This is a genomic window from Streptosporangium sp. NBC_01639 (assembly GCF_045209755.1).
Classification (GTDB): domain Bacteria; phylum Actinomycetota; class Actinomycetes; order Streptosporangiales; family Streptosporangiaceae; genus Streptosporangium.
In genome coordinates this window covers 7,080,589-7,096,206 of the sequence record NZ_CP109272.1, presented here as the reverse complement: position 1 = coordinate 7,096,206, position 15,618 = coordinate 7,080,589, and the positions used below count along the sequence as shown (strand labels likewise).

General features: G+C 71.0%; 12 protein-coding genes. 8 read left to right on the top strand and 4 right to left on the bottom strand.

Annotated features, from left to right (window positions below; genetic code table 11):
• The first annotated feature begins 561 nt into the window (after positions 1–561).
• The gene (locus tag OHA77_RS32300) at positions 562–1,677 is read left to right on the top strand and encodes a hypothetical protein (RefSeq protein WP_406313102.1); all 1,116 of its coding nucleotides are present in this window, start codon (positions 562–564) and stop codon (positions 1,675–1,677) included.
• 369 nt (positions 1,678–2,046) lie between these two features.
• Here OHA77_RS32300 and OHA77_RS32295 read toward each other — a convergent pair whose 3' ends face one another.
• The gene (locus OHA77_RS32295; RefSeq protein ID WP_326824427.1) at positions 2,047–2,322 is read right to left on the bottom strand and encodes a hypothetical protein; all 276 of its coding nucleotides are present in this window, start codon (positions 2,320–2,322) and stop codon (positions 2,047–2,049) included.
• A 300-nt stretch (positions 2,323–2,622) separates the two neighbouring features.
• Positions 2,623–6,162: a protein kinase domain-containing protein gene (locus OHA77_RS32290; RefSeq protein WP_406313101.1), complete on the bottom strand. Its 3,540-nt coding sequence runs from the start codon at positions 6,160–6,162 to the stop codon at positions 2,623–2,625.
• A 91-nt stretch (positions 6,163–6,253) separates the two neighbouring features.
• On the opposite strand from OHA77_RS32290, the gene sigJ reads away from it, so the two are divergent.
• From sigJ to OHA77_RS32275, 3 genes are all read left to right on the top strand, one after another.
• Entirely contained in the window at positions 6,254–7,120 is an 867-nt protein-coding gene (gene sigJ / locus OHA77_RS32285) for an RNA polymerase sigma factor SigJ (RefSeq protein WP_406313100.1), read from the top strand.
• Positions 7,117–7,581: a carboxymuconolactone decarboxylase family protein gene (locus OHA77_RS32280; RefSeq protein ID WP_406313099.1), complete on the top strand. Its 465-nt coding sequence runs from the start codon at positions 7,117–7,119 to the stop codon at positions 7,579–7,581. The genes sigJ and OHA77_RS32280 overlap by 4 nt, the downstream gene beginning before the upstream one ends.
• Positions 7,582–7,910: 329 nt before the next feature.
• Positions 7,911–8,066, top strand: a complete 156-nt coding sequence (locus OHA77_RS32275; RefSeq protein WP_406313098.1) for a hypothetical protein — start codon at positions 7,911–7,913, stop codon at positions 8,064–8,066.
• Positions 8,067–8,214: 148 nt separating this feature from the next.
• On the opposite strand, the gene OHA77_RS32270 is transcribed toward OHA77_RS32275, so the two are convergent.
• Positions 8,215–9,531: an MFS transporter gene (locus tag OHA77_RS32270; RefSeq protein WP_406313097.1), complete on the bottom strand. Its 1,317-nt coding sequence runs from the start codon at positions 9,529–9,531 to the stop codon at positions 8,215–8,217.
• Positions 9,532–9,612: 81 nt separating this feature from the next.
• Between OHA77_RS32270 and OHA77_RS32265 the strand changes: the two genes are divergently transcribed.
• From OHA77_RS32265 to OHA77_RS32250, 4 genes are all read left to right on the top strand, one after another.
• Positions 9,613–10,440, top strand: coding sequence for a LysR family transcriptional regulator (locus OHA77_RS32265; RefSeq protein ID WP_326824433.1), 828 nt, complete (start codon positions 9,613–9,615; stop codon positions 10,438–10,440).
• Positions 10,441–10,706: 266 nt separating this feature from the next.
• Entirely contained in the window at positions 10,707–11,342 is a 636-nt protein-coding gene (locus tag OHA77_RS32260; protein WP_406313096.1) for a TetR/AcrR family transcriptional regulator, read from the top strand.
• A 120-nt stretch (positions 11,343–11,462) separates the two neighbouring features.
• Positions 11,463–12,491, top strand: a complete 1,029-nt coding sequence (locus OHA77_RS32255) for a DUF418 domain-containing protein (RefSeq protein ID WP_406313095.1) — start codon at positions 11,463–11,465, stop codon at positions 12,489–12,491.
• Between the two features lie 153 nt (positions 12,492–12,644).
• Complete coding sequence (locus OHA77_RS32250; RefSeq protein WP_406313094.1) at positions 12,645–14,117, top strand: AlkA N-terminal domain-containing protein; 1,473 nt, start codon at positions 12,645–12,647, stop codon at positions 14,115–14,117.
• Between the two features lie 157 nt (positions 14,118–14,274).
• Here OHA77_RS32250 and OHA77_RS32245 read toward each other — a convergent pair whose 3' ends face one another.
• Entirely contained in the window at positions 14,275–15,552 is a 1,278-nt protein-coding gene (locus OHA77_RS32245) for an MFS transporter (RefSeq protein WP_406313093.1), read from the bottom strand.
• Positions 15,553–15,618: the final 66 nt, after the last annotated feature.

The window sequence follows — 15,618 nt, the reverse complement described above, 5'->3', positions numbered from 1 at the left end:
GGGGCGACACCGGCGACATAGGACCCCAAGGCGTCCAAGGCGACACCGGACCCCAAGGACCTCAAGGTGACACCGGTGACACCGGACCCAGGGGCGACACCGGCGACATAGGACCCCAAGGCGTCCAAGGCGACACCGGACCCCAAGGACCTCAAGGTGACACCGGTGACACCGGACCCAGGGGCGACACCGGCGACATAGGACCCCAAGGCGTCCAAGGCGACACCGGACCCCAAGGACCCAAGGGCGACACCGGCGACACCGGATCCCAGGGACCGCAAGGCCCGCAGGGCGACACCGGACCTCAAGGCGACACCGGACCTCAAGGCGACACCGGACCTCAGGGGCCGCAGGGCGACACCGGACCCCAAGGGCCTCAAGGCGACACCGGTGACACCGGACCCAAGGGCGACACCGGCGACATAGGACCCCAAGGCGTCCAAGGCGACACCGGACCCCAAGGGCCTCAAGGCGACACCGGTGACACCGGACCCAAGGGCGACACCGGCGACATAGGACCCCAAGGCGTCCAAGGCGACACCGGACCCCAAGGACCGCAGGGTGACACCGGACCGGCAGGTGACACCGGACCAGCAGGACCGCAAGGCGACACCGGACCCGCAGGTGACACCGGAGCCACCGGACCAGCGGGACCGCAAGGCGACACCGGAGCCACCGGACCGGCAGGACCGGCAGGACCGCAAGGCGACACCGGACCCGCAGGTGACACCGGAGCCACCGGACCAGCGGGACCGCAAGGCGACACCGGAGCCGCCGGACCAGCGGGACCGCAAGGCGACACCGGACCCGCAGGTGACACCGGAGCCACCGGACCAGCGGGACCGCAAGGCGACACCGGACCCGCAGGTGACACCGGAGCCACCGGACCAGCGGGACCGCAAGGCGACACCGGACCCGCAGGTGACACCGGAGCCACCGGACCAGCGGGACCGCAAGGCGACACCGGAGCCGCCGGACCAGCGGGACCGCAAGGCGACACCGGACCCGCAGGTGACACCGGAGCCGCCGGACCAGCGGGACCGCAAGGCGACACCGGAGCCGCCGGACCAGCGGGACCGCAAGGCGACACCGGACCCGCAGGTGACACCGGAGCCACCGGACCAGCGGGACCGCAAGGCGACACCGGACCCGCAGGTGACACCGGAGCCACCGGACCAGCGGGACCGCAAGGCGACACCGGAGCCGCCGGACCAGCGGGACCGCAAGGCGACACCGGAGCCGCCGGACCAGCGGGACCGCAAGGCGACACCGGACCCGCAGGTGACACCGGAGCCGCCGGACCAGCGGGACCGCAAGGCGACACCGGAGCCGCCGGACCAGCGGGACCGCAAGGCGACACCGGACCCGCAGGTGACACCGGAGCCGCCGGACCAGCGGGACCGCAAGGCGACACCGGACCCGCAGGTGACACCGGAGCCACCGGACCAGCAGGACCGCAAGGCGACACCGGAGCCACCGGACCGGCAGGACCAGCAGGACCGCAAGGCGACACCGGACCCGCAGGTGACACCGGAGCCACCGGACCGGCAGGACCGCAAGGACCACAAGGAACGGCGGGGGTCGTCGTGGCCCCTCAGGATGTCAACGAGACCGTCGTCGTCGGAAGTGCTGACACCGGGACGGCCAGTGCCATATGCCCGATCAACACCACGCTGATCAATGGCGGATACGAGAACCCGGACAGCCTTCTTATCACCGGCAATCTCGCCAACCTGACCGGCAACTCCTGGACGGTGACAGCCAGGAACCCTGGTCTTCTACCTTCGCAGATCACCTCCCACGCCACCTGCTGGCCGCTGAGCTGATCTGAGTTTCCGATAGTCAACGGGCCCGGCGCGATCATTCGTGCCGGGCCCGCCGCCTGTGCGTCACCGTAAGGTCTGCCCCCGGAGTCCTGTCCCGGTCACACCCGACAGTGAACGGTGCACTTCCGGTAACGAGTGGCGAAGCGCCGTATGTTGCCGATGTGCTGCGACGATGACGAATTTCACCGCCGGAGACGCTCCCGTCCAGGCCGTCGACAGCCTAAGCGGTGGTCGTCTCCTGCGCACCCTGCTGGGTGGGAATTCCGGCCCGGTCGACGATCGCCTCCGCGCCCTCTCGGCGGGCGCAGTGCGCGCAGCAGAACCAGCGCCGGCCGGCCTGGACGCCGTGCCCGACGATACGGACCCCGCAGTGCTCGCATATCGGCGCCATGCGCTGGATGGCGCATTCGAAGCTGTCGAAGACATGCACGACCCCCTGGGCGTGCACCTCGAAGCTCATGTCATAGTCATTGCCACAGACTTCACATTGCGCCATGTCTCCCCCTAAAATCACGGCGACCTGCGGTGAGTCTTCCCAGGCCGGATGTGTCCTACCCCGGGTCGCAAGGGGCCGGGGTTCCCAGGCCGCCGGCACACCGTCTCGTGTGACGCGCAAAGCCCTGCGGGGCGGTCTGCGCCACTGGACGGCCGAGGGCCTCCACGCCCTGAGACGGCGGGCCCTGCCTCCTCGACACTTTTATCGTGTTCATAGGGGTATGCCCTCGATGTGTGCAGGAAACGCAGGCAGAGAACACGTGGCCTTCACGGATGTCGGACCCACCGTCCTCCAAAGGCTCTAGGCGGGACAGACATCGCGGTACGGAACATCGCCGAGGTAGGCACGCCACTCGTCCCGTGACAGGGTACGGCCGGCCCGCTCGCACACCGCGAGCGCCACCGCCTCCGGATCGACCGGCTGCTCGGTCAGGATGCCCGCGGAGTCGACCGCGACCAGTCTGGAGCCGTCGGCGCTGAACGCCAGGGATTGCAGATCCCCGGTCCCCGTGATGATCGGCTGGCCGAGACGGCGGGCGGTCGCGACGTCCCAGAGCGCCACCGACCGGCTGTCGATCCCGGCGGCGATCACATCGCTGTGTGGTGAGTAGGCCAGTTCCGCCCCGGCGCCGGCGCCACCACGGATCGGGGTGCCGACCGGCCTCCTGGAACCGGTCTCCCACACCGACATCCGCCCGACCTGGTCGGCGGTGACGAAGCGGGCACCGTCCGCGCTGAAGGCCAGTGCCTCCACCGGGGTGCCGACGGTCGGCGAACCGTACGCGTCTCCGAACGGTCTCCCGGTCGCCGTATCGAGGAGGCGCTGCTCTCCTCCGGCGACCCCGATGGCTCTGCCGTCCGGGGTGAACCTGAGCTCCTCGACGTAATCCTGGGGGCGGGACCAGCGGTGACGGCCACCGGGCACGTCCCACAGGTGGATCTCCCCGCCGGGTGCCTTCGTCGAGTCGTAGTACAGGACGTAGGAGGCCACGGCCGTGCCGTCGGCGTTCATCGCCAGGGCGGGCACCTGCCCCTCACGCACGGTCTGCACGGTGGCGAGCCGCCTGAATGTGGTGGTGTCCCAGATCGTCAGCCTGGAGCTCTCCCCGCCGGTGTTGACCGCCAGCCGTCCGCCGTCCCCGCTGAAGGCCATCGCGAAGTATCCGTCGGCGCCCTTGGGACCGATGGTCAGAGCCGCGAGGAGCCTGCGCCGCCGTACGTCCCAGAGGCGGACCTCGCTCGCCTGGCTGTCCCTGGAGGCGAGCAGACGTCCGTCCGGACTCAGCCGCGCCCAGCGGGTTCCAGCGCCTTTGAGCGGAACCGGCCGGGTCAGCGCGGTGATGTCGAGGGCGGTGACCGATCCTTCGGAGAGGTAGCGCAGCGTGCGCCCGTCCGGGTCGAAGGCCGTGACCGGCATGAACGCGTCGATCTGCTGAGTGAGCAGGAGTCTGCCGTCCTGAACGCGCCAGAGCTTGATGCTCGTGTCGTCCGTGGCGGACAGGAAACGGCCGTCGGGGCTGAAGCGCAGCTTCCCGCCGTTGCCCGCGGTGAACGGGCGTTCCAGGTCGGTCCCGGTGCGGGCGTCATGCAACCGGACTGTCTTCCCGCGGCTGACCGCGACGGTCCTGCCGTCGGGACTGTAGGCGACACGCGGCCCACAGGCCTTGCACCTGTCTCCCAGTGGGGTCCGGTCGAGGCCGTCCAGGACGAAGACCGCCGCGTCCCCGTCGAGGGTGCCCACCACGAGGCTCCGTCCGTCGGCGGCGGTGTCGAAGTCCAGGCCGGCGGCGGGCGGGAACCGCTTCTGGCCGGTCAGGGGGTTCCAGACGGTGAGGCCCTCCCCCTGGGTGACCAGCACCCGGTTCTCTGCCTGGCCGAAGAAGACCTGGGTGTCACCGCCGGCTTCACGCCCCTGAACGGCCAGGGTCGCGCCGGTCGGCCTGCCCCGGGCCACGTCCCAGATCGTGAGCTCCAGGCCGTTGACCACCGCGAGGGTCCTGCCGCTCGGGCTCAGCGCGATCCCTCGCAGGTCGTCCCCGATTCCCTTGAACCCGCCGACCCGCCGGCCCGTCCGCACATCCCAGATCCGCGCCTCGCCCCCGCCCGCGCTGACGAGTGTGCGCCCGTCGCGGCTCAGCGCCCGGAGCGTCTGGATGGCGGTGGCCGGGTCGTGGAAGGTGGTCGTCTCGCGCTGGGCGAGCGAGCCTGCCAGGCTCGCCCGGGCCTCCACCACCGGGGCCAGCCGCCAGGCCGCCACGCTGAGCAGCATGGCCTTGACCGGTTCGGCCACCCGGAGCGAGTCGGCCGTCGCGGCGAGCTGGCGGGCCTCCGCCTGGTCACGCTGAAGCGCGATGGTGACGCTGCGCGCGCCGGCCACTCTGTTCTGCTGTACGGCGAGCGCCCCGGCGGCCAGCGCGACCACCAGCAGCACGGCCAGCGTCATGGAGAGCAACCGTCCCCGGCGGGCGCGGAGCCTGGTGAGCGCGGCGCCCGCCTCTAGGAAGTCGCGCTCGACCGGGCTCAGGGTGATGGCGCGGCGGCCGGTGGCCGCCCAGTGCATGGCGTTCTCCAGGGTGTCGCCCTGGAACAGGTCACCGTCCCTGCGACCCTGGGACTGCCAGCGCCACGCGGCGGTGAGGATCCCCCGATGAACGGCCAGGCCGTCCCGGTTGGCCTGCACCCACAGGCGCAGCCGGGGCCATGCCTGTGGCAGGGCGGGCCGCGACAGCCAGACCTCTCTGTCGTCGTGGGCGACCAGATAGGCGAAGACCTGGACCACCCGGCGGATGGCGGCGGTCTCGTCCTCGTGCCGCCCGTCGAGGAGTTCGGCCCACTGTGCCCGCCGTACGGCCGGCTCGCCGTCGTCGGTCACGGTGACCAGCCGGAGGAAGACCTCGGGGGCGAGGTCCCGCTCGGCCGGACCGAGCGCGGCATAGGCGTCCTCGGCGAGGGTGCCGAGCGCCGGGTCGGCGGAGACGGCCCGGATCCGGGCTCCGGCATCGCTGCCCGCCGCGAGCAGGCGGGGTGTGTCGAGCCGGTTGTCGCCGCTGACAAGGGCGAGCAGCAGTTCCTTCGCCGACGGTCTGGCCTGCGGTTCCTTGGCGAGCGAGGCCGCGATGAACGGGCGGAGCCGCTCGGGCAGCATGTCCAGCTGGGGCTCGACGGAGAGCACCCGGTGCATGACCCCGCCCAGGCTCTCGGCCCGGAACGGGTCGACTCCGGTTGCGGCGAAGACCATGATCCCGCCCCAGGCGAACACGTCGGCCGGTGTGTCCGCACGCCGGCCCATGAACACCTCGGGGGCCATGTAGGTGGGGGTGCCCGCCACCATGCCGGTCGCGGTCAGCGACATGTCCACCGTGCGGGCGACGCCGAAGTCGATGACCCGGGGGCCGTCCGGGCCGAGCAGCACGTTGTCGGGTTTGAGATCGCGGTGGATGACTCCGGCGTCGTGGATGGCGGTCAGCGCGGTGGCGATCGCGGTCGCCAGGCGGTGCAGGTCGCCTCCGGTGAAGCGGCGCCCGTCGGCGACCGCTCTGCGCAGGCTGGGACCCTCGACGTATTCGGAGACGATGTAGGGCCTGGGCCCGTCGAGGTCGGCGTCGATCACGCCTGCCGTACAGAACGAGGCGACCCGCCGGGCGGCGGCCGCCTCACGTCCGAACCTGTCGCGCAGTTCGGGGTCGGTGCCCGCGTCGCCGTGCAGGACCTTGACCGCGACCCGCGTGCCCTCGGCGTCGTACGCCTCGTAGACCACTCCCTGACCGCCCGCGCCCAGCCGCCCGGCCAGCCAGTAGTCGCCCAGCCGCTGCGGATCCCCGTCGATCAGTCCGGTGCTCATCGAATCTCCGTTCACCGGCTTGTTGAACGTGCCGGTGGACACCATAGTTCGCCCGGTGTCACAGACTGGGAAGATGTCTCGTCCTTGTTGTGTGAACGGCGATGAAGATCTCGCAGCCGAGTTCGAGGCCATCCGGCCGCGGCTGGTGGGCGTGGCCTACGGCCTGCTCGGCAGTCTCGACGAGGCCGAGGACGTGGTCCAGGACGCCTGGTTCCGGTTGGGCCGGGCAGAGCGCGGGCAGCTCCAGGACGTCACCGGCTGGCTGGTGGTGACGGTGTCCAGGCTCGCGCTGGACGTACTGCGCTCGGCGCGGGTGCGCCGGGAGGAGTACGTCGGGCCGTGGCTTCCCGAGCCGGTGGTGGCCGAGGCCGACCCGGCGGACCGGGTGACGCTGACCGAGTCGATGAGCATGGCGATGCTGGTGGTGCTGGAGTCGCTCAGCCCGGCCGAGCGCACCGCGTTCGTGCTGCACGACGTGTTCGGGCTGTCGTTCGATGAGGTGGCCCAGGCGGTCGGGCGCTCCCCTGCGGCCTGCCGCCAGCTCGCCACCCGGGCCCGCAAGCACGTCGCGGCCCGGGCGCCCCGCTTCGAGGTGGACGCGACCGAGCACCGCAGGGTGGTCGAGGCGTTCGCCCGCGCCAGCACGGGCGACGACATCGACGCCTTGGTGGCGCTGCTCGATCCGGACGTGGTGCTCCGCAGCGACGGCGGCGGCGTGGTCCACGCGGCCAGACGGCCGATCCACGGTGCCGAGCAGGTGGCCCGCTTCCTGATCAGGGTGGCCGTTCGGCTCGGTGTCTCCAGCCGGTTCGCTCCGGCAACGGTCAACGGCTGGCCGGGGCTCCTGCGGTTCCGGAACGGCGAGCTGAGCGGCGTCTTCGGGCTGACCGTGGCCGACGGCCGGGTGACGGAGATCTTCATTGTGATGAACCCGGAGAAACTGAGGAGTGTGCGATGAAGGCACGGATCAACGTCGGGGAACTCGCCCCCGAGGGCTACCAGGCCATGCTCGGCCTGGAGAAATACCTGGCCACGTGCGGGCTGCCGCACGCCACGCTGGAACTGGTGAAGCTGCGGGACAGTCAGATCAACGGCTGTGGCTTCTGCGTGGACATGCACAGCCACGACGCCAAGAAGGCGGGCGAGAGCGACGAACGGCTGTTCTCGGTGGCCGCCTGGCGGGATGCCCCGTACTACACCGACGCGGAGCGGGCCGCGCTGGCCCTGGCGGAGGAGGCCACCCGGCTCAGCGACCGCGGGGAGACGGTGCCGGACCACGTGTGGGACGAGGCCGCCAGGCATTACGAGCCGGAGGCACTGGCCGCACTGGTGATCGCGATCGCGGCGATCAACGCATGGAACCGGATTGCCGTCACCACGCGTTCGGTCGCGGGTTCCTTGCGTAACCAAACCGGTTGATCGGCGTCGTGCCACCGGGCTAGGTTGGCTCGCACGGGCATCCGTGCGAGCCGATCGGCCGTACCTGCCCACAGCAGTGGATCATGATTGGCCCGGGGAACGGTGAGCACGAGAGAGCGGGAGAGCGCATCCATGCGACGAATCAGGATCAACCGGCCACAGAGCCGGCACCGTCCCGCCCGCACGCCCGGCCTGGACCTGCGGTCGCCGTCAGGCCGCCGCCTCCCTTACTGAGCGGAACTTTACAGCGGTTTTACGCGTCTCTCTGTAGAGATATCTCGCATAACGGATTCATCACGCCGGGGGGCCCAATGAGGAGATTCGCAGTCGTGCCGCCATATGTCACGCGGCTCAAGATCAGAGATATCCGTTCGGCGACCCGCCGGAAGTCGGTCACGGACGCCAAGGTCGTCGACCTGCGCGCCTACACCGGACGGAACATCCTGCGCTTCCCACTCGCCGGCGATCCCACCCCCGCCGCCTGACCTCACCCTGCGAAAGACCCGCCGCGCGCGGGTCTTTCCCCTTTTCCGGCCCCGGCCGGATGCCGACCGGGGCCGCGTCCGAGGCCGTCGGCCGGAGCCTGACCACGAGAGGGCCCACCTGATCCGGGACCCGGAACAGGGCTCTCGATCATGTCGACGGCTGTACGGGAACCCGGCCCTCCCGACCTGACGTACGGCGCCGGGCAGCGAGAGCAGAACCGGCGAGGCCCACGAGAACGAGCCCGGTGAGGCCCGCGGCCACGAGCAGGGCGTGGGAGGTGCCGTCGGCCGTACCGTGCGCGACGACGCCCATCACCGCCACTCCGAGGATCGCGCCGGTCTGACGTGCCGCGTTGAGCAGGCCGCCCGCCGTGCCCGCCGTACCCGGCGGGGCCATCGCGACGACGCCGGCCATCAGGGCGGGCAGGCAGCACGACAGCCCGAAACCTATAATGATCATTCCAACTATCGAGGGGGCCAGGAGCAGGCCTCCCGTCAGCAGGACGAGACCTGCCAGGATCGAGGGCCTCGGGCCGTACCGGGCGACGAGACGACCGGTGAAGAAGGCGTTGAAGGTCATCGGGACGGTCAGCGGCAGAAACGCCAGTCCCGCCTCCAGCGGGGTGAAGCCCCGTCCGTCCTGCAGCAGAAGGGTGATCACGAAGAGCGCGCCGGAGAAGGCGAAGTTCACCACCGCGCCGGCGAGCATAATCGTCCAGGAGGCTCGGAGCAGCCCGCCGGGCAGCGCGGGCACGGCGGCGCCCCGCTCCAGCAGGACCAGCACGGCGAGCGCCACCAGGGCGAGCGCCCCGGCGAGGACGGAGGCCTCGGTGATCGCCGCGGCGAGCAGTGCGAGAAAGGCGCAGGCCGCGGCCTGCGTCCGCCAGCCGATCCCGCGTGTCCCGGGGCCGGACACCAGCCCCCGGACCGCGACGAGACTCACGAGCGCGAGCGGCGGGTTGATGAGGAAGACCGCGCGCCAGCCGTAGGACTCCACGAGCAGGCCGCCGAGCAGCGGGCCCGCGGCGAGCGCGGTGCCGGTGAGGGCCGCCCACGTTCCCATGGCCCGCGCCCGCCGGGCGGGATCGGGATTGAGCTGGGCGATCAGTCCGAGGGAACTGCCCAGGCAGAGCGCGCCCGCCAGACCCAGCAGCGCCCGCAGGACGATGAGGATCTCCAGGCCGGGAGCGAACGCACAGATCAGGGACACGATCCCGAACCCGGCGACACCCACCCGGAACACCCGGGCCGCGCCGTACCGGTCGGAGATCGCACCACCGGTCAGCAGGGACGCGGCGAAGGCGACCGTGTATCCGTTGACGGCCCACTGCTGCCCGGCGAACGACCCGCCCAGTGAGGCGCGCAGGTCGGGCAGGGCGACGGTGAGCACGGTGGTGTCAAGGAGAACGAGGAAGTAGGCGAGAGAAATCCCGACGAGCCGCCGGGAGGATGATGTCGCGAGCATGCCGCAACTCTGCTGAATCAGACATTCCACCTCAACCGTCGCAGCCGTACAGGGCATTCGGGAAAACCGTATGCTTCACCCATGGATTTGCGACAGCTACGAGGTTTCGTCGCGGTGGCCGGGACGGGCACGATCACCGGGGCGGCGCAACTGCTCGACCTGGCTCCGGCGACGACATCGGAGCAGATCCGCAGGCTGGAGGGGTCTCTCGGGGTCACGCTCTTCGACCGCACCGCGCAGGGCATGCGGCTCACCGAAGCCGGACGGATCCTGCTCACCCAGGCCCGCGGACTGCTCGACCACGCCGAGTCGGTACGGCTCGCGGTGACCGGGCGGAGGCGGAAAGTTCGGGTGGGCGCGCTGGAGATGCTGGCGGCGACCCGGCTGCCCGGCATCATGCGACATCTGGCGGAGCTCCGCCCCGACATCGATTTCGACGTCATCGTGCTCACCCGGCAGCTGATGTTCGACGGGATCGCCCAGGGCACCCTCGACGCCGGTCTGCTGCTCGACTCCGGCGTACAGCTCGGCGCCCTCGGGTTCGCACCCCCGCCGGGACTGGACTTCCTCGATGTCGGAGACGTGCGGCTGGCCATGGTCGCGTCCCCGGCGGAACACGCCGACACACTGCTGACGACCGGTCCGGGCTGCTCGATCCGGATGGCCTGTGACCGGCTGACCGACCTCGGCACCGGACGGCGGGAGCTGTCCAGCGTCGTCGCCGTCAGGGAATGGGCCAAGCAAGGGCTGGGCATCGCCCTGCTTCCCGACTTCGCGATCGCCGAGGACCTGGCGGCCGGCGCCCTGGTGGAGCTCGAATGCCCCGCCCCCGCCCTGGCCCTGCGCCTGGTCTGGCTCGGCGATCGCGAGGAGGCTCTTCGTGACGTGCTCTACGCGTTGAGCTCCTGACCGATCATCGGACCGGCAGCCCGCGGGGCGGGCGTTCCTTCGGCCGCGCGTCTCCTCGCCCTGCTGCCCCATGGCTGCAAAACAGGCAGGCCCCTGATTGTCGACAACCCATCCGGGAGAGGAACGACGCCACGGGGACCCATCGACGACCGACGTGGCCCCGCGCAGGCTCGGCACCCAGACAGGGCGGTCGGCGCGATGGATTTTCTCAGGTTTTTGTTCATCAATAGAACGGAACATACTGTTCCATTGGTTATATTGGCGTGATGGAGACAACCACCACGCCCATGAACGGGCGCAGAGCCCAGGCCGCCCGTAACGACCAGGTGATCCTCGATGCCGCCCGCGCGGTCTTCGTCGCCGACCCGGGTGCCCCCATCGCGGCGGTGGCGGAGCGTGCCGGAGTGGGCATCAGCGCGCTCTACCGCCGTTACGCCGGCAAGGAGGACCTGCTGCGGCAGCTGTGCTCCGACGGCTTGGAAACCTTCGCCGCCGAGGCGGAGGCCGCCCTGGCCGAGGAGGGCGACCCATGGAACTCCTTCGCCGGCTTCATCCGCCGGATCGTGGACGCCGACGTCCACTCCCTGACGATCAATCTGGCGGGCACCTTCACCCCCGACGAGCACCTTCGCCGCGCGGCCGCCCACGCCTCCGATCTCGCCACGCGGGTCTTCGACCGCGCCGTCCAGGCCGGGGTGCTCCGCCCCGGTCTGGACGCCACCGACATGTCGATGATCTTCGAGCAGCTCGCCGCCCTGCATCTCGGCGACAAGGAGCGCACCTCGCAGATCAGACGGCGGTATCTGACCTTGATGCTCGACGCCCTGCGCCTGACCGAGGCCGCCTCCCCGCCCGGCCCGGCACCGAGCGCCGAGGAGATCGGCAGACGCTGGGTCGTCTGACCCGTCTTCTCCCGGGTCTTCCCGGACCGGCGGCCCGGCTTCTCCGCGTTGGTCGATCGACGGGCAAACTAACCGGAAGGAGGCGGCGGCGAACATCGGGGGACCACCAGGCTGTGGATCATGTCCTTGTCCCTTTCTCCGTCACGGCCCTCTCTCCGGCGGGCACGTGTCCAGGCTCTGGACGCGCTGCGCGGACTAGCGCTGGGCGGCATCCTGGTCGTCAACATCACCCAGCTCGCGCAGATGTACCGCTACGACGCCACCGTCTCGGGGCTCATCGTCGACGTCGGCTTCCACCAGCGGTTCTTCCCGATCTTCTCGTTCCTGTTCGGGATCGGATTCGCGCTCTTCCTGGAGTCGGCCCGAGGGCGGGCCAGACGGCCGAGGCTGGTGCTGCTGCGCAGGCTCGTCATCCTGGCCGGGTTCGGGATACCGCACCACCTCGCGCAGCCGGGTGAGGCGCTGCTGCCGTACGCCCTCTTCGGGATCCTCTTCCTGCTGCCGGCCTCCTACCTGCCGCGTACGGCGGTGCTCGTGCTCGGCGCCGTCGGTTCGGCGGCCGCACTGGTCGTGGCCGGGGGCGGCGTTCTCCTGGTCCCCGGCCTTTTCCTGCTCGGGATGGCCGCCGCCCGGTCCGGCCTGGTCCGGGACGTCGAGCGGCGGCCGGGAATGCTCACCGGGCTGCTGGTGGCCGGACTGGCCATCGCCGTCCCCCTGACGATCTGGTATCTCACGATGCCGCTCCGCGAACGCTTCGCCGGGTACGGCGGGCCGGTCGCCGCCGTCGCCGGACTGTCCGCGGCCATGGCCTACACCGGCGGATTCCTGCTGTGGCTGCGCACCCGGGCCGGAGCGGTCGCCTGCCGCGCCCTGGCGCCACTCGGCCGGATGGCCCTGACCAACTACGTGGTGGCCACCGCCCTCGTACTGCTCCTCATCGGACCGCTGGGGTTGGTGGGATCGGAGTCCTACGGGGTGGTCTTCGCCCTGGCCGCCTCGGTCATCGCGGCACAGGCCGGGTTCAGCGTCTGGTGGCTGGGCCGGTTCCGGTACGGGCCGCTGGAATGGCTGTGGAGATGCGGCACCTGGTGGCAGGCCGTACCACTCCGCGTGCCCGGTCCGGGGGAGCCTCCGGAGCCGGTCGGCTGAGGGCCCGCGCAACGGCTCGGGTCCGGTGCGGCGGCTCATCCGCGGCGGCCTCCGGACCCGGATGAGCTCGCGGATGAACCGGTGCCGGGCCGCCGCCGAGGTCATGTCGGTTTTCCGCCAGCACCCGGAGTGAGCACGGGGAATGCTGACGATATGCATGACGACGTGGCCCGGTGTATCCGGGCGGTGCAGTCCAAGGACGCCCGGTTCGACGGCTGGTTCTTCGGCGGGGTGATCACCACCGGGATCTACTGCAGGCCCAGCTGTCCGGTGGTACCTCCCAAGATCGAGAATATGCGCTTCTATCCCAGCGCCGCCGCGGCGCAGTCGGCCGGGTTCCGGGCGTGCAAGCGCTGCCGGCCCGACGCCAGTCCGGGCTCTCCGGAGTGGAACAGGCGCGCCGACGTCGTAGCACGGGCGATGCGCCTGATCGCCGACGGGGTCGTCGACCGCGAGGGGGTGTCCGGCCTGGCCGCGCGGCTCGGCTACAGCACCCGCCAGATCGAACGGCAACTGCTCACCGAACTCGGAGCGGGCCCGCTCGCACTGGCACGGGCACAACGGTCCCAGACCGCCCGGCTACTGATCGAGACCAGCGCCCTGCCCATGGGCGACGTCGCCTTCGCCGCCGGGTTCTCCAGCATCCGGGCCTTCAACGACACCGTGCTGCAGGTCTTCGCCCTGACCCCGACCCAGCTACGGGAGCGCGCCGCCCACGGACGTCCGGCGGTCACCCCCGGGATTCTGTCGCTGCGGCTGCCGTTCCGGGCCCCGCTCTGCCCGGACAACCTGTTCGGGCATCTCGCTGCGACCGCCGTACCCGGAGTGGAGGAGTGGCGGAGCGGTGCGTACCGCCGTACTCTGCGCCTGCCGCACGGCCACGGCATCGCCGATCTGCGCCCCCTGTCCGATCACGTCGGTTGCCGGCTGGCCCTCACCGACCTCCGCGATCTCTCCACCGCGATCGGCCGGTGCCGGCGGCTGCTCGACCTCGACGCCGATCCCGTCGCCGTCGACGGTCTTCTCTGCGGCGACCCGGTGCTCGCCCCCCTCGTGGAGGAGGCTCCCGGCCGCCGAGTGCCCCGCACCGTCGACCCGTCCGAGTTCGCGGTGCGCGCGGTGCTCGGTCAGCAGGTGTCCACCGCGGCCGCCCGCACCCACGCGGCCCGATTGGTCACCGCCCATGGCGAACCGATCACGGACCCCGCCGGAGCCCTCACCCATCTTTTCCCCGACCCTGCGGCACTCGCCTCGATGGACCCCGCGGCGCTCGCGCTCCCTCGGGCCCGCCGCACCACACTGGCCACGCTGATCGCCGCCTTGGCCGCCGACGAGATCGACCTCGGCGTCGGAGGCGACTGGCATCGAGCCCGCGCCCAGTTGTCGGCGCTGCCGGGGTTCGGGCCCTGGACCGTCGAGACCATCGCGATGCGCGCTCTCGGCGACCCCGACGCCTTCATACCCACCGACCTGGGGATCCGCGCCGCCGCCCGCGTGCTCGGCCTTCCCGTCACCCCTGCCGCGCTCATCCGCCGTGCCGCCGCATGGCGACCCTGGCGCGCCTACGCCGTCCAGCATCTCTGGGCCACCGGCGACCACGCCGTCAACCGGCTGCCTGCCGGCTGAACTCCCGTACCGGCCAGACCGACCCGAAGAATCTCCGATGTCCCAGGTGGGACACGGGCCGCACACCGTGGTGGCCGGCTCTGCCGACCCGTTCACCCACGTGGCGGCCAACCGGCCGCTATCTGTCCCGGTCCCAGCAGGGACCGGGACAGTGCGCTCATTCCTGGGGTGCGGCGTTCATCCGCTCCCGCCCTCGGGTACCGACGAAGGCAGCGCCTACGGCCGCCATGACGATCATGACTACGCCGAAGATCGTCGAGCTGGCCGTCAGCCCGACCGCGTCGCCGAGATACCCGGCGGTGACCGGAAGGAGCGCCGCCGGCACGTAGCCGCCGACGTTGAGAGCCGCGTTGGCCTCGGCCCGGCGGTGCGGCGGCACGGCCACGCCGATCAGCGACAGGCCACCGAACTGCCCAAGCCCCTGGGCGGCACCGGCCAGGACCGCGGCCACGATCAGCCAAGTCGCCGACTGGACGTGCACGGCGAGGATCAGTGCGGCCATCGACACGACGGTGGAGACGCTCCCGCCGAGCAGGACGGAGCGCACGCCCAGCCGTCGCGCGGCGAACTGCACGCCCGTCGCCGCCGCGAACATCACGAACGCCATCCCTCCGGCGACAAGCCGGCTGTCCGTGGCGAGGAGGTCGGCCAGCAGCGACGGCCCCAGCGACAGCACGAACGAGGTCGAGGTGATTCCCGGCGCGAACACCGCGATCCCCAGAGCCACCTGCACGCGGTTTCGCGGCGGCACCGACGGCAGCCGCAGCCATCCTCCGCCCGTATCCGTACCAGGTCGCGACAGCGGCAGCCAGAGCACCACCGCGACGGCGGAGAGCAACAGCACGATCTCCACCAGGAAGATCGTGACAGTCGGCCCCGGCAGTGCCTGCGACAGCAGACCCGCCGACAGGGGCCCCAGCCCGGCTCCGAGGACCATCGCCGTGGACGCCGCCAGGGTGGCCTGCCGGACCCGCGACGCTCCGCCCATGTCGACGACGGCCGCCATGCCCGCCGACACCGTTATGCCGATCGCGATACCGGTCAGCAGCCGCGCGACGGCCAGTTCGGGTACGGAGGTCGCCGTGGCGAAAGTGACGCACGCCGCGACCGCGAGCAGCAGTCCCGGCAGCAGCACGGGCTTGCGGCCGATGCGGTCCGACAGCCGTCCGGCCACCATCAACGCGGCGAGCAGTCCGACGATGTAGCAGGCGAAGATGACCGTCATCGTCCCGGCGGAGAAGCCCATCCGCTGTTTCCACAGCGGATACAGCGGAGTCGGCATGTTGGACAGTACGAAGACGCCGGTCACCGGCCATGCCGCCAGCCAGATCTTCCAGCGCGGCGGTTCGCCACCGGTGGCGACGGCCTTCGCCGCCCGCGCCTCCGGAGCGGGCCGGAGTGTGTCAACGTCTGATGTGCCGGAACCGGTCACCATGAGGTCCTCCCTCGTCCGACGATGTACGAAAAAACTCGAACTTGTACGAGCAAAGTCGAACTTAAC